The following is a 14,819-nucleotide window of genomic DNA, read 5'->3' as shown; positions in this document are numbered from 1 at the left end:
TCGCCTCTCGCCAGCGATGACAAGCAACTCGCCCGTGATTTTAGACGCATCTGCCCTGGGGTAGGCGTTGACGCCCGCCGGTTGACCGCGCCTATGTCGCACCCTATCTTCGGCAAGTACTTCGGCGTCTGGACTGGATATGCCACTGATGATTTGATTCGATTCAGGGGCAGCAGTGGCGGCGTATTGACTGCACTTAGTGTTTGGCTGCTTGAGACAAAACGGGCAACCCAGGTGGCTGGTGTCGGTGCTCAGGGCGATGCACCTTCCCGAAGTGTTCCCGTCCGAATTTTAACTAGGGAAGAGGCCTTGGCTGCGTCAGGGTCACGGTATGCACCGGTCGCCAATGCTAGTCAGTACGATCGCGACGACGCCAAGAGCGTATTCGTGGGGAAGCCGTGCGAAGCCTACGCGGTATCCCGGTTAGATGGTACCGACAGTAAGGATGGGCCGGTGAGGCTGTCATTCTTTTGTGCCGGCACACCCAGCCAGCTCGCTACCGACGGCCTGATAGAGAAGATGGGTGGACGGGCTGACCGTATTAGATCACTCCGCTACCGCGGAGATGGTTGGCCAGGCAGTTTCAAATTTGAGGACAATAGCGGTGACGTTAGCCAGGTCTCCTACGATGACTCCTGGGGCAAACACCTAGGACGCAAGCTTCAATGGCGGTGCAAAGTTTGCGTCGATGGAACTGGCGAGTTCGCCGATATTGCTGTGGGGGACTATTGGGAAACCGACGCAAAAGGCTACCCGTCCTTTAGCGACTCAGAAGGAAATTCCATCGTGATCGCGCGCACGGAGCGAGGCTTGGCAATTGTGCAGGAGGCAGTCGCCGCCGGTGTCCTAGGGCTGGCTCCGGCTAATATCGACGCGCTGATGTCGATCCAGCCTCTTCAAAGGATAAGGCGCACAACCATCATCGGCAGACTAACGGGAAGATTCTTAGCTGGGCGGCAAGTACCGATATATAGGGGCTTCGCGTTGCTTGGTCTGTCCGCGAGATCCCTCCGGCAGAACGCGCGCGCCGCGGCGGGTACCTTCCTGCGCACCGTTCGCGGCAAATGAGCTCCAAGTTTTCCCGTTGGAACACACCAAGCCTCATGGCAATAGGCCGGCTAATCGCCACCGTCTTGTCGTTCGTGTCGGTACCGCTGGTTGCGCGGTTTTTGGGACCGGAAGGGCGCGGCGAGACGGCCACGGCGATTGCTGTTTTCGGTTTGGCCCCCGTGCTCCTATCGTTCGGACTTCACTTGGGCGTTCGCCGTCTGGCCGCGCTGGGGCGAGAAGACAGCGTGGTCCGTACGGCTCGCCTCCTGTGTCTTCTAATGTTCATTCCTTCCACTTTGCTCGCCGCGATTCTGCACTTCACGCTATTCTCCGGCTTCAACCCCGATGTCCTGCTGGTTGCTGACATAATCGTTGTGACTTCCCCGCTCGCTGTTTCGTGGATGGTGGACGTCTCCATATTTGTAGTGCGATCCGATTACTTCGGTGTAATTGTGGTTTTTCTGACTCAGCCGCTGGTGATGGTGGTGGGAGTGGTCGCCGTTTGGGCTTTCGGAGTAGTTTCTTCCGCTACAGTTTTGATCGTTTTCGGATGTTCGACGGTCTTGACGACCATACTTGCTTGGCGCCGGTCCAGGATCAGTTGGGTGGGAAGTCGTCTTCCTCTCAGAAACGTACTGTGCGAGAGCCGCGAGTACGCAGGCAGTACCATCACTGAGGCCGGCCTCAGGCGATTGGACCAAGTCCTAATGTTGCCCCTTTTAGGCTCAGTTGCCGTAGGTTTCTATTCTGTTGCTGCTTCGGTCGTGACTGCGCCCTTGTCGCTCAGTCAAGCTCTTGCGGCTAGCTATTTTGGCTCCATCGCCAACTCCGTCAGGCGGGGCCAGCGCGTCCTTATCGGGGAGGCAGTACGTTCCAGCTGGATCCTTGGAATCGCGTCTAGTCTGGCTGTTGCTGCCCTCGCGCCACTGTTTGTGGACTTGGTATTCGGCGCCGAGTTTTCGCAGGCCTCGGTTCTAGTGCTTTGGCTTGCTCCCGTCGTGGCTTTGGGGGTTGTTGCCTCGGTTCAGGCAGGCATCCTCAACGCTATGGGCAGGGGGCGAGTCATGTTTCTCGGGCACGCGTTGTCTCTGGGGATAATCGCGGGGGGTTTCCCCTTCGCCCTGCCAGCGTGGGGGATGGCTGGTGCGATAGGCGTTGTGATCATCGCGAATCTAATCCTCGTAATTATCACAGCATCCGGCCTGGGAATTAGCGGGTCTCGAATGGTTCCAAGGTTCGGAGATCTGAAGCGGACCGTGCAAATTTTCTTTGGAAAGGCCTAGGAGCATCACATGATGAAATCATCCTTTGTTTACCGGTTCGCTCCCAGACTGGGAAATGGTAGAGTCGGACGCCTGCTCTTGGCCTTGGCCTTGCGCCTTGAGGGCGGTCAGATGACATCGCTGACACTGCGAGCCTACTTGGAAGCCCGACATGACGTTGTCGTGGGCAACTATAGCTACGGATCTCTTCTAGCGCCCGGAATGTCTGACCGTGGTCTGAAAATTGGAGCTTATGTGTCTATTGGCCCCAACGTGCGCAGGTTCGGCGCCGCTCATCCGTTGAATAGCCTTTCTCTTCATCCATATTTCTACAACCCGGTGCTGGGCTTAGTAGGAACCAGCCGGGATGTTGACCGGACTAAATGTGAGATTGGGGACGATGCTTGGATCGGCGCGGGTGCTATTATCCTTCCCGGCTGCAGAAGGATAGGCACCGGAGCTGTGGTGGGGGCGGGGTCCGTGGTCACAAAAGATGTTCCGGACTTTAGTGTCGTTGTCGGAAATCCCGCCCGCCCCATCGGAACCCGTTTGAGCGAGCATGAGCGGGATGTGGTGGGTGAGTCAGGATTTTGGACGCGGCCGCCCGAAGAGATCCTCCCGGACGTTTTGGCAGCGGAGCTGGGTAGCGACAAACCGTCTCGGATGTGAGGTGAGACAGTAACTCGGCTCCGGGGACTACAGAAGCTCGGCGTGACTCCTTATGACGATTCGTGTTGCCCGCAAGCACCAGCGGTAGAGTCACTCTGGGCTCGCAGGGAACTCGCCTTAGATTTACTCAAGTCCTGAAACCCCGGCCAACGTACTTGTTGAACCCACCACTGAATCTGATTCTGCTTTGTAACCCCAAACGCGACTAAGGGTGACGTCGGAAGAGACCTAGCGGTCCATAACTATTGTGAGCCTTCCGGTATTCCGTAGAGAGCCACCAACTACCGTCGTCCGCCGATCCGTTCTCCGGGAAAGAGGGTCGGAGGGCGAACTCCAGAAGGGGTTACGGCGCCACCTTCTGTTGAACGACGGCGAGTCTTTTGACCTGTAGTTGATGAGGAGCCTGAATTTTTTACGTGCGTGTCCTCGTGGCTGTAGTACGAGTAAGCATATGAGTCGGGACCTTTCGCCGGAATGCGGTTAAGCACTACTCCGAGCACGTTGGAGCCGACCATCGCAAGAGCAGCCAGGGCCTTCTCGAGGTCTTGGTAACGTAGTTTTTGTGACCCCGCCACGACGACGACTCCGCCGACATGCTGAGAAAGAACTGCGGAATCCGTGACTGGCAGCAGTGGGGGAGCGTCGATAATCACAGCATCGAAGGCTTGTTCAAGCCGCGTAATCAGATGCTTCATCTCCTCAGAACCAAGCAGCTCACTCGGGTTCGGCGGAATTTGGCCAGACGTCAGTACGAACAAATTATCGTCGCCCCACGGCTGAAGCAGGTCATTAACATCTGAAGTACCGAGAAGGGCTGTGGTTAGACCTGCATTCCGGTCGAGCCCCAAGTACTCATTTACCATCGGTCGCCGCAGGTCCGCGTCTACTAGGCAAACCGAAAGCCCGGCCTGAGCCATTGCTATGGACAGGTTGGTGGCAGTGGTGCTCTTACCTTCACCCGGCAATGAGGAGGTGATGAGGACAGAGCGTGCGTGGCCTGACACGTTGGCGAACTGCAAGTTAGTCCTCAGTTGGCGGAAGGACTCCGAGCGTGGACTCTGTGGCGCCGACTGCGTGAGTAGCGGGTTCTTAGAGGCCTCTTGATCGAACGAAATTCCGCCGAGAAGGGGTGCATCAGTAACGCGTCTGAGGTCGCTCTCATTGCGGATTCTGTTATCCAGTGTGGACCGCAAGATCGCAGCTGCAATTCCCATAGCCAACCCAATTGCCAGCCCGGCCAGTAAGTTCATTCGCGTGTTCGGTGCCGAGGGTGCGCTTGGAGCCTTGGCTGGCTTGATGATTGATAACCCAACAGGGGAAGAGCCACCAGTCTTGGGCCGTTCAAGTGAATCGACTGCCCGAACCAGGCTGTTTGCCACGGCTTGAGCTATAGCTGCGGCTTGTACGGGAGACTGGTCAACGACAGCTATGTCGATGAGCACCGTGTTAATTTCGGAGCTGGCCTTCACTCGAGAGGCTAGCTCTTCCGCCGTCATCTCCAGACCGAGATCGTCGATTGCTGGCTGCAATACAGCAGGGGACCCGACTGTTTTGACATAGGACTGCACTCGGGCCGTGCTGAAAGTGTTCCCCTGCTGCAGTTCCAAGACCGACCCTGAACTTTGTATAGCCACAAATAGCTGCGTATCCGCAGTATATGTGGGCTTTGCGAGAACAGAAGCAGCTCCGCCCGTAAGCAATCCAATCAAAGTTATGGCGACAACTAGGATCCAATTGCGCCGCAGGACGCGCAAGTAGTCACGTAGGTCCAAACTGGTGTTCCCCCTGAGTCATGGTCCAAAGTCGCCTGGTGGCATGTCCCTAGGACTGGCATATCGATGGCTAAATCTATTGTACTCGGCCCCGAACGTTGACCTCGTGCGTCGTAACAAGTGTGAAGAGTTGATAGCTTTCGACACAAGCAACTTTGGCCTCTGGAACGCAAAACTAGACGATAGAGGCTGCCTGCGGAGGAGCCGATTTCAGCTTGAAATGCGTCGGTCATTGAATCCTTCCGAGGCGACGTCCACTTGGAAGACGCGCTAGCAGAGCGGTCATGCCCCGCAGGATGCCGATTCTCGTGCAGGCAAGCCGGCGACTACTCGTTCAAGTATCTAATTAGTTGTTCCTGAGCTGAACTCATTTCATAACCTGATTGCCGTATCTTGTCGAGCTCAAGGACGCTGTAAGTTGGGCGGATGGCGGCCGTCGGGTTATCGCGGAAGTAGGACTCTGTCGACACCCCGTGAACATCCTCAGGGGATGCTCCTACAAGGCGGTAGACCTGGGAAGCGATATCGGCCCATGATTGAACTTCGCCATCATTGCTGACGTTGTAGGTGCCGTAGGCTGCCTTCGTGAACAAAAGGTGACGAATGGACTCCGCAATCTCTTGAGCAAAAGTAAGGCGACCAAATTGATCGTTAACTACGGAGGGAGCAATACGCTTGCCAGCCAAATTCGCCATGGTACGAACAAAGTTGTGGCCCTCGCCGATGACCCAGCTAGTCCTAACTATGTAGTGTTTCGGGACAACACTCACTACGGCGTCGCCGGCGGCTTTAGTTTGTCCATAGACCCCAAGAGGCGAAAATGGTTCGTCTTCCCTGTGAGACTCGTGTTGTCCGTCAAAAACGTAGTCAGACGACACATTTACCAAGATCAGGCTGTGGTCGATAGCCACTTTTGCCAGCTTCGTAATAGCTGAAACATTAGTCGCCCAGGCAGCTCTGCGTCCTTCAGCGGACTCAGCTTTATCGACGGCGGTGTAGGCTGCTGCATTGATAATTGTTGAATAGCTATTCCAGTTTTTCGATGTGTATGCTGCATCATCATCGATATCAAATTCCTCACGCCCGCAAAACTCGACTGAGGAGTCACCTGTAAAAGCCTTGCGAAGTGCCGTTCCGAGTTGGCCATTAGCGCCCAGTACTAGGATTCTCTTTGGTTCCATGGGGCGCACATGCAGCAACCGTGGATGTTCTTTGTCTTTGTCAGACAGCTCCGCTTGAGACAACGGAATGGGCCAGTCGATAGCCACAGTGTCGTCATCCAGGTTCAGGAACGTGTATTGCCCTTGGGCATCCGCGCTCCAGTGATCGTTTACCAAGTACGTGTAGGCAGTGTTGTCTTCGAGAGTCTGGAAAGCGTTGCCAACGCCACGGGGAATGAAAATCGCTTGGCTTGCATCCAGGGTCGCAGTAAAGATGTTTCCGAATGTGGGCCCTTGCCTCAGGTCGACCCAAGCACCGAAGATCTTGCCGCTGGCGACAGAAATGAATTTATCCCATGGTTCCGCGTGGATGCCGCGGGTTGTTCCTGCCTTCTCATTGAAGGAGACGTTGTTCTGGACGGGCTTGAAATCGGGGAGGCCAAGGGCCAGCATCTTCTCGCGCTGCCAGTTCTCTTTGAACCACCCGCGGTTGTCACCGTGGACGGGCAGATCAAAAAGTACAACGCCGGGAATTGGTGTTTCTGTTGCCGTCAACTGCTTGGAGAACTCGATCGACATACTATTGACCCTGCTTCGTGTACTTGGCCTCAGTTTGGGCCTTCTGCGGGCGCCACCATGCTTCATTGTCGCGGTACCACTCAATGGTGTCTTTCAAGCCAGCGTCAAAGTTGGAGTACTCAGGGCTCCAGCCCAACTCCGTGCGTAGCTTGGAGGAATCGATTGCATATCGGAGGTCATGGCCCGGACGGTCGACCACATGGTCATAAGCGTCGCGGCTTTGACCCATGTGCTCAAGTATCAGTTCCACTACGTCTTTATTGTTCTTTTCACCGTCAGCTCCGATGAGGTACGTCTCACCGATGCGGCCATTCTCGATGATGGCCAACACAGCGGAGGAGTGGTCATTGGCGTGGATCCAGTCCCGGACGTTTTCGCCCTTGCCGTAGAGCTTGGGGCGCACTCCATCGATGACATTGGTGATTTGGCGAGGTATGAACTTCTCGACATGCTGGTACGGGCCATAGTTGTTGGAGCAGTTGCTGATTGTGGCCTGCAGACCAAATGAACGCACCCATGCCCGGACCAAAAGGTCTGAACCCGCCTTGGTCGACGAGTACGGACTGGAAGGGTTGTACGGAGTGTTCTCTGTGAAGCGCTCCGGGTCATCGAGTTCCAGATCCCCGTACACCTCATCAGTTGAAATGTGGTGGAAGCGCTTGTCGTGCTTGCGCGCAGCTTCGATCAGCGTGTAGGTGCCAATGATGTTGGTGTCGAGAAAAGGACGCGGATCATGCAAGGAGTTATCGTTGTGCGATTCAGCTGCGTAGTGGACTACTACGTCATGTGTTCCGACGAGGCCGTCGACAACCGTTGCATCCGCGATGTCACCTTGAACCAGCTTGACCCGGTTGCTGGGGAGCCCTGCAAGAGACTCGGTATTTCCCGCGTACGTGAGCTTGTCAAGCACAGTGACACTGTGATCCGTGTTTTCAACAATAAAGTGAACAAAGTTTGAACCAATGAAGCCGGCGCCGCCGGTAACGAGTATCTGCCCCATGACGCATAACCTTACGGGTTTGCGGATGCGCACACGAACACGGAATGATCTGATCATGCGAGGAATCATCTTGGCTGGGGGAACTGGATCGCGCTTGCACCCGATCACCCTCGGCATCAGCAAGCAACTTGTCCCTGTCTACGACAAACCGATGATCTATTACCCTTTGTCGACGCTGATTCTGGCGGGCATTCGTGACATCCTCATTATTACGACGCCCCATGATGCGGAGCAGTTCCAACGTCTCTTGGGAGACGGCTCCCGTTTTGGTGTGAACTTAAGTTACGTTCAGCAGCCTTCGCCCGATGGTTTGGCGCAGGCCTTCACCCTTGGAGCAGACCATATTGGTGGCGACACCGTTGCCCTGGTCCTCGGTGACAATATCTTCTACGGACAAGGCATGGGCACCCAACTGCGCCGATATGCAGACGTCGACGGCGGTGCGGTCTTTGGTTACTGGGTAAAGGATCCCAAGGCGTATGGCGTCGTGGAGTTCGATCAGGACGGCCGTGCGATCTCGCTACAGGAAAAGCCCGACAACCCTCGCAGCAATTACGCCGTTCCCGGTCTCTACTTCTACGACAATGACGTCGTAGAGATCGCCCGAAACCTTAAGCCATCAGATCGTGGTGAGCTAGAGATCACTGACGTCAACAAAACTTACTTGGAGCGCGGCAAACTCCAGGTCGAAGTTTTACCTAGGGGGACTGCATGGCTAGATACAGGCACGTTCGAGGATCTCAGCGACGCATCAAACTTCATTCGAACTGTTGAGAACCGGCAGGGTTTGAAAGTCGGTGCACCTGAAGAAATCGCTTGGAGGTCGGGCTTCCTCACAGATGATGAACTACGCGCGCGGGCCGAGCCTTTGGTCAAGAGCGGGTACGGCGCGTACCTGTTGAGCCTTCTGGAATTGAAGCAGTCGGATCCGAGATCTGTGCCTGTCTCGTAGTAAGTGACTGCTGTGGACGGCTAGGGCCTGCTCTAATTTTAGGGGACGTGCCCATCTCGATGTTTGGGCGATGTGCAGGTGTGCGTTGAGCGCAACAACAGATTCTCTGCCATGCGAGGCCCATGCACAAAGCTCTGTGAAGCAGGCACATGCTACGAGTTTGTTTCTGTCCGGATGCAGGATTCAACCAAGTAGTCGCCGATAAAAAAACAGGTACCGACTACTCGTGTGCGCTGCTTCCGGGTTACCTAGCATCAGTGGATGATAACTCTCGTGGACGAAGGTCCGTACTGGGCCCAAGAAGCAAGTCAACCTGTGGGCGGATTGGTTCGAGACGCTGGATTGGCGGTCGTCTCTGTCACGGCAGCCATGATCGTGCTCCCCGCCATCGTCATCGAGCATGCCATCCGTGCATTGTTTCGGCGGAAGTACGTTGGCGATTGATAGTCGGCGCTTGGGGGCGGATAGGCGCCCTGTTGTGCATGCGTGAATCTGGGGCTTTGGTTTAGCGCGACTTCTGAGAGAGGGACTTCATTTCCAAGTCCCGTGGACCTGGAAGCTGGATCCACACGACCGGAAGCGGCTGATAGTGAGGGAGCGCGGCGCTCAGTCGGATCGAAGCGGTAGATCTGGCTGCCCCTCCTGCTTTGTCGCTCTTGGAGACCTCGTTGCCAACGGCCTACTTGCTTCGAGGGCTCAAGCACTTGCACTCAACGGCTATGTCCAAACGCCTAAGACTCGAATGTTCTTGCGGTGGTGGAACCCCAATACACAGATCCGTTCAAACTCCTGCACCCGGCGCGCCCCACACCCAGCAACTCATGCGTGGTCACCGTCGTTGCCTGTCTGCGTTAGTAAACAGCACGGTGACGCGCGAGTTGCCCGTCACCCAAATATATTCTTGGCAGACAGACCTCTGCTGGCAGGTTTGCCCGGCCCGGTGTTTCTGAGGACAGTGAAAAATTCGGATGCTGATTTTGGGGTTCGCTGCTTCCAGGAAGTGCGAAGGCAGGTTTCAACGCTGACGAGAGCGGCGTCGACCTGGATCGCCCGAATGGCACGATGGAGGCCGCAACAACCTGGCAATAGGCGTGGTGGTTTCGCGCTCGGACAATTACTGCCCCCCGGGCTCGCTCGAAGCAAATAAGGTGTCGACCACTCATCGGCGGTCACGGTGTCCTAGCACTCAGGCCGCAACCACACATCAAACAGCCCACCCGTTTCCACCACGAATCGCCACACCCAGCCAGCGGGGGAGAGCTGCGGCTCGGTGCCAACCATCTGCACGTCGGCTGCGATGCACTGCTTCATCAGCGTGCCGGCTCGTTGAACGTGATAATCGGACGTCACCACGGTCACGGACGTCCAGCCTCGCTCCGCTGCGAGGTCCCGGAGCCGGGCTGCCTCGCCCCTGGTGTTCAGCGGATCCGGACGGAAGCAGTCCAGGTGAGTGACGCCGTCGTGCTCTTCACAAAACTCATCCGAACCGGCGTTGGCCGGCAGCCCCGTGGTGACAACCACCAAGTCCCGGATCCCTAACTGGTCCCGTAAGGCGAGGCCCACCGGGAGTCGTTCGTTGCTCATGCCGCCGAGGACCACAATGGCGTCGGTTCGCTGGGGAGCGGCGTGGGGCGGGTTATGAAAGAGCTGGAAAGCAGCAATGAGCCACAGGACACCCGCCAGGACGCAAGCCACCAACGTCCAGGCGAGCTTTCGTTTGAACGTCACCTGGTGTCTACGTCCTCGAACACCAGGAAGGTTTGGGTGTCCAGGATGCCGTCCATGGACTGCAGTTGATCAAAGATGATGCGGCGGAGGTGGATGTTGTCTGTGGCGCGGACCAGGAGGATGACGTCGAAGTCGCCGCCCACCAAAGCAATGTGATGGATCTCCGGAATGGCCCGGAGCTGTTCCTTGAGTTCGCGCCACGAATGCTGCTGAACTTTCAACGTCACGTAAGCCGACGACCGAAGGCCCGCTTTGATGGGGTCCACCAGCGCCGTGAACTTGGTCAGCACGCCCTCGCCCGTGAGCCGGGCGATCCGGGTGTACGCGTGGGCGCGGCTGATGTGGACGTTCTCCGCCACCTGCGTGATGGACATACGCCCGTCGGTGGTCAGCTCGCGGATGATGTCCCGGTCCACACTGTCCAGCGGTACGGCGGTCTGCTCCGCCTCGGCCTCGCTCACTGGCTCTCCAATTCGTCCACAGCACGGGCACGTTACCCAGCTCACAATTGCAATTCGTCTTTCAGAATACCCAGTTTAGGCAAGGGCTTCCATGATTCGGCGGAAAGCTGGATACGAAACAGAGCCGGGGAACATACTGGAAGCACATAGTGGCTAGAGAAGGACGGACCAATGACGATCCACGCAGACCACTCTGCGCCGGAAACGGCTGTAGAGGACCAAGCTGCTGACGTTCGGACAAAATTCGGCATCAGCGTTGAGGACTACATGCTCCCCGCCCGGCACCAGATCCAAATGGTGAACCCGGACGGCACGCTCCGCTCCCATGACGAGCAAGGCACCGAACCCGGCCACGAGTACCCCACGCCCAGCGACGCTGAACTGATGGCCGCTTACGAGCAGCTCGTCGTCGGGCGTCGCGTCAACGACCAGAACTCTGCGCTCGTCCGGCAGGGCCGCATGGCCGTCTACCCCTCAAGCCACGGCCAGGAAGCCTGCCAGGTTGCAGCTGCCATGTGCCTCAGCGAAGGTGACTGGCTGTTCCCCACCTACCGTGACGCCGTCGCCGTCATGACCCGCGGGGTGGACCCCGTTGAGGTGATGACCATCTTCCGCGGCGACTGGCACGGCGGGTACGACCCCAAAGAGCACAACGTCGGCATCCAGTGCACCCCGCTGACCACCCAGCTGCTGCATGCCGTGGGCGTTGCCCACGCTGCCAAGCTGCGCGGTGAGAACACCGTAGTGATGGCCATGTGCGGCGACGGCGCCACCAGCGAAGGCGACTTCCACGAGGCACTGAACTTCGCCGCCGTCTTCCACCTGCCCGTCATCTTCTTCGTGCAGAACAACAAGTACGCCATCTCCGTACCGCTCAGCCACCAGTCCGTGGCGCCGTCGCTCGCCCACAAGGCTGTTGGCTACGGCATGGCCGGTGAGCGCGTTGACGGCAACGACCTTGTCGCGCTGCTCGCCGTGATGGACCGTGCCGTGAAGCTGGCCCGCGAAGGATCCGGTCCGTTGCTGATCGAGGCACACACGTACCGCATGCAGGCACACACCAACGCCGACGACGCCACCCGCTACCGCCCGGACAGCGAGGTTGCTGAATGGCAGGCCAAGGATCCGCTGGCACGCATGAAGTCTTACCTCACGGACAAGGGCCTGCTGGACGATGCCGCTTCGGAGCGCATTGCTTCGCATGCCGAGGCCGTGGCTACCCAGCTCCGCGAAGGCCTGGGGGAGGACGTTCCAGTGCAGCCGCTGGACCTCTTCAAGTACGTCTTCGCCAAGCAAACCCCGCAGCTGAAAGAGCAGTCCGAACTGCTGGCCAGCGAACTCGCCCGCGCTGAAAGCGCCGACAACACCGGATCGGAGAGCGCAAAATGACCGTCACCACTACTGCCAGCGGCACCACCACAGCCAACGTCAGCGCAGCCACCGCCAGCGCCGCCGCTTCCGCCGCGGCCACCGCCGAAGCCACCGGCCCGCAGAGTCTCACCATGGCCAAGGCCCTCAACACCGCGATGGCCGACGCGATGCGCGCCGACTCCTCCGTTCTGGTCTTCGGCGAGGACGTGGGCATGCTGGGCGGCGTCTTCCGCATCACCGACGGCCTCATGGCCGAATTCGGCGAACAGCGCTGCTTCGACACCCCGCTCGCCGAATCCGGCATCGTTGGCATGGCCGTGGGCATGGCAATCAACGGCATGCGACCCGTCATCGAAATGCAGTTCGACGCCTTCGCCTACCCGGCCTTCGAACAGATCGTCAGCCACGTAGCCAAAATGCACAACCGGACCAAGGGCAAACTCAAAATGCCCATGGTCATCCGTGTTCCGTACGCCGGCGGCATCGGGGGAGTGGAGCATCACTGCGACTCCTCCGAGTCCTACTACGCCCACACCGCCGGCCTTAAGGTCTACACCCCGGCCACCGTGGCCGACGGCTACCGCATGCTCCGCGAAGCCATCGACTCCGATGACCCCGTCATGTTCATGGAACCCAAGAAGCTCTACTGGTCCAAGGACCAGGTGGACTTGGGTGCGCTGCGAGCAGAGCACGACGCCGGCACCTCCACCGAAGGCCGCGCAGCTGTCGCCCGTCCCGGCACGGACGCGACGCTCATCGCCTACGGCCCGTCGGTCCCCACCGCGCTCGCGGCTGCCGCAGCCGCCGCCGAAGAAGGCCGATCGCTGGAAGTCATCGACGTCCGCACCCTCGTCCCCTTCGACGACGAAACCGTCTGCGCGTCCGTACGCAAGACGGGACGCGCCGTCGTGATCGCCGAAGCCCACGGATTCGCGTCCGTGTCCTCCGAGATCGTGGCCCGCGTCCAGGAACGCGCGTTCCACTACCTCGCCGCGCCGATCCTCCGCGTGACCGGCTTCGACGTCCCGTTCCCGTCTCCCAAGCTGGAGCACTTCTACCTGCCAAGCGTCGACCGCATCCTCGACGCCGTCGACGACCTTCAATGGGAGGACTGACCATGAGCTCAGATATGCAGGTCTTCAAACTGCCCGACCTGGGGGAGGGCCTCACCGAGGCCGAACTGGTGAACTGGCTCGTTGCCGTGGGTGACGAGATTGTGGTTGACCAGCCCATCGCAGAGGTTGAGACCGCCAAGTCCATGGTTGAGGTGCCCTCGCCTTACGCCGGCACCGTCGCCGAGCTGCACGGTGAGGCCGGTCAAACGCTCGACGTCGGCAAGCCGCTGATCTCGATCGCTCGCGCTGGTTCTTCCGCGGGTTCGCCCGCTGCCGCTCCTGTTCCTGTCCCGGCTGGTTCTGTGGATCCTTCGCCGGTGTCCTCGGGTCTTGACGCTTCGCCGGCCGTGGAAGCTGCTGCTGAGACGTACCGGACCGAGGAGAAGGCCGGCTCGGGCAACGTGCTGATTGGTTACGGTACGCCAGGGGGAGCCACCGGTGGCCGGACCCGCCCACGGAAGGCGAGTGGTTCTGCTGATTCTGTTTCTGCTCCGGTTGCCGTTGCTGAGCCGGTGATGGAACCGGCTGTGGCTGGGACGCGAATCCCCGGCAAGCTCAGTGCTGTCATCTCGCCGCTGGTCCGCAAGATGGCGCGCGACCACGGTGTTTCCCTCGACGCGATTGAGGGCTCGGGTGCCAGCGGGTTGATCATGCGTAAGGATGTGGAGGCGGCTATTTCTGCGCCGGAGGCACCGGCTGCTCCTTCTGTTCCTGCTCCTGCTGCTCCCGCTTCTGCTGTTTCTCGTGTTGCCGCTCCCGCTTCTGCCGATTCAGGTGCCGTGGACAGCCGGACTGGCTTGGCTGTCTCGGCGCGGACGCCTGTCCGTGGGGTCCGCAAGGCCGTAGCTGCGAACATGACCCGCAGCCGCTCGGAAATTCCGGAAGCCACCGTTTGGGTGGACGTGGACGCTACCGCGCTCCTGGAGATGCGGGCCGAGCTCAAGAAGCGCGCGCCGCACGATACCCCCGGTCTGCTGGCCTTCATCGCTCGTTTTGTCACGGCTGGGTTAAAAAAGTACCCGGCCCTGAACACGCGCTTTGAGACTGCTTCGGATGGCTCGCAGGAAATCGTTGGCTTCGACGGCATTAACCTCGGCTTCGCTGCCCAGACCGACCGCGGACTCGTAGTCCCGTCCGTGCGGAACGCGCACCAGCTGAGTGCCCGCGAACTGGACGCAGAGATCCGCCGGCTCACCGCCGTCGCCCGTGACGGAAAGGCGACCCCCACCGAACTGGGCTCAGGCACCTTCACGCTGAACAACTACGGCGTGTTCGGTGTGGACGGCTCGGCCGCGATCATCAACTACCCCGAAGTTGCGATGCTCGGGGTGGGCCGCATCATCGACAAGCCCTGGGTGGTCAACGGTGAGCTGGCCGTCCGCAAGGTCACCGAGCTGACCCTCGCCTTCGACCACCGAGTGTGCGACGGTGAAACCGCTGCCGGCTTCCTCAGGTACGTCGCCGACGCAATCGAGAACCCTGGCGGCGCGCTCGCAGACATGTAACCCCGACGCTCTCCCATGTCCCTCGGGTTTGGGCGGGACGCTCGCTCATGTCCCGATGGTTTGGGTGGGTCGCTCGCTCATGTCCCTCGGGTTTGGGCGGGACGCTCTTTCACCTCCCGAGGGTTTGGGCGGGTCGCTCGCTCACATCCCTCGGGGTTGGGCGTAACGCTCGCTCATGTCCCTCGGGTAGCGCCA

The 14,819-nt window shown here is 59.0% G+C and carries 13 protein-coding genes; 8 read left to right on the top strand and 5 right to left on the bottom strand.

What is annotated here, in order from left to right:
• Nucleotides 1-93 precede the first annotated feature (93 nt).
• The 3 genes from KCX59_RS16940 to KCX59_RS16930 are packed head-to-tail and all read left to right on the top strand — an operon-like array spanning nucleotide 94 to nucleotide 2,981.
• Nucleotides 94-1,068: a Coenzyme F420 hydrogenase/dehydrogenase, beta subunit C-terminal domain gene (locus KCX59_RS16940; RefSeq protein ID WP_256871612.1), complete on the top strand. Its 975-nt coding sequence runs from the start codon at nucleotides 94-96 to the stop codon at nucleotides 1,066-1,068.
• Nucleotides 1,065-2,333: a lipopolysaccharide biosynthesis protein gene (locus KCX59_RS16935; RefSeq protein WP_434122496.1), complete on the top strand. Its 1,269-nt coding sequence runs from the start codon at nucleotides 1,065-1,067 to the stop codon at nucleotides 2,331-2,333. Before KCX59_RS16940 ends, KCX59_RS16935 begins: the two co-directional genes overlap by 4 nt.
• A 9-nt stretch (nucleotides 2,334-2,342) precedes the next feature.
• On the top strand, nucleotides 2,343-2,981 hold the full coding sequence (locus KCX59_RS16930) for a CatB-related O-acetyltransferase (protein WP_179019487.1): 639 nt from the start codon (nucleotides 2,343-2,345) through the stop codon (nucleotides 2,979-2,981).
• Nucleotides 2,982-3,262: 281 nt separating this feature from the next.
• Here the strand turns inward: KCX59_RS16930 and KCX59_RS16925 are convergent, their stop codons facing one another.
• The 3 genes from KCX59_RS16925 to rfbB form a co-directional block, all read right to left on the bottom strand.
• Nucleotides 3,263-4,735 (bottom strand): polysaccharide biosynthesis tyrosine autokinase, encoded by a 1,473-nt coding sequence (locus KCX59_RS16925; protein WP_434122667.1) that lies wholly within the window; start codon nucleotides 4,733-4,735, stop codon nucleotides 3,263-3,265.
• A 344-nt stretch (nucleotides 4,736-5,079) separates the two neighbouring features.
• Entirely contained in the window at nucleotides 5,080-6,492 is a 1,413-nt protein-coding gene (locus KCX59_RS16920) for a sugar nucleotide-binding protein (protein WP_179019491.1), read from the bottom strand.
• A 1-nt stretch (nucleotide 6,493) separates the two neighbouring features.
• Complete coding sequence (rfbB, locus tag KCX59_RS16915) at nucleotides 6,494-7,492, bottom strand: dTDP-glucose 4,6-dehydratase (protein WP_179019493.1); 999 nt, start codon at nucleotides 7,490-7,492, stop codon at nucleotides 6,494-6,496.
• 55 nt (nucleotides 7,493-7,547) lie between these two features.
• On the opposite strand from rfbB, the gene rfbA reads away from it, so the two are divergent.
• Nucleotides 7,548-8,444 (top strand): glucose-1-phosphate thymidylyltransferase RfbA, encoded by an 897-nt coding sequence (gene rfbA, locus KCX59_RS16910; RefSeq protein ID WP_179019495.1) that lies wholly within the window; start codon nucleotides 7,548-7,550, stop codon nucleotides 8,442-8,444.
• Nucleotides 8,445-8,705: 261 nt separating this feature from the next.
• Complete coding sequence (locus KCX59_RS16905) at nucleotides 8,706-8,888, top strand: hypothetical protein (protein ID WP_179019497.1); 183 nt, start codon at nucleotides 8,706-8,708, stop codon at nucleotides 8,886-8,888.
• Between the two features lie 735 nt (nucleotides 8,889-9,623).
• On the opposite strand, the gene KCX59_RS16900 is transcribed toward KCX59_RS16905, so the two are convergent.
• On the bottom strand, nucleotides 9,624-10,172 hold the full coding sequence (locus KCX59_RS16900; protein WP_179019499.1) for a YdcF family protein: 549 nt from the start codon (nucleotides 10,170-10,172) through the stop codon (nucleotides 9,624-9,626).
• On the bottom strand, nucleotides 10,169-10,633 hold the full coding sequence (locus KCX59_RS16895) for an Lrp/AsnC family transcriptional regulator (protein WP_179019501.1): 465 nt from the start codon (nucleotides 10,631-10,633) through the stop codon (nucleotides 10,169-10,171). The genes KCX59_RS16900 and KCX59_RS16895 overlap by 4 nt, the downstream gene beginning before the upstream one ends.
• A 171-nt stretch (nucleotides 10,634-10,804) precedes the next feature.
• Between KCX59_RS16895 and pdhA the strand changes: the two genes are divergently transcribed.
• Genes pdhA through KCX59_RS16880 form a run of 3 tightly spaced genes read left to right on the top strand, consistent with a single transcriptional unit; the run spans nucleotide 10,805 to nucleotide 14,624 of the window.
• Nucleotides 10,805-12,022, top strand: a complete 1,218-nt coding sequence (gene pdhA / locus KCX59_RS16890) for a pyruvate dehydrogenase (acetyl-transferring) E1 component subunit alpha (protein WP_179019503.1) — start codon at nucleotides 10,805-10,807, stop codon at nucleotides 12,020-12,022.
• On the top strand, nucleotides 12,019-13,119 hold the full coding sequence (locus tag KCX59_RS16885; protein ID WP_179019505.1) for an alpha-ketoacid dehydrogenase subunit beta: 1,101 nt from the start codon (nucleotides 12,019-12,021) through the stop codon (nucleotides 13,117-13,119). The genes pdhA and KCX59_RS16885 overlap by 4 nt, the downstream gene beginning before the upstream one ends.
• 2 nt (nucleotides 13,120-13,121) lie before the next feature.
• A complete protein-coding gene (locus KCX59_RS16880) occupies nucleotides 13,122-14,624 on the top strand; it encodes a dihydrolipoamide acetyltransferase family protein (protein ID WP_256871613.1) in 1,503 nt (500 codons plus the stop codon).
• Nucleotides 14,625-14,819 lie beyond the last annotated feature (195 nt).

The organism is Paenarthrobacter nitroguajacolicus (genome assembly GCF_051027655.1).
GTDB lineage: Bacteria > Actinomycetota > Actinomycetes > Actinomycetales > Micrococcaceae > Arthrobacter > Arthrobacter nitroguajacolicus.
Note: the sequence above shows the minus strand (reverse complement) of the source record. Positions and strands in the feature narration are given on the sequence as shown.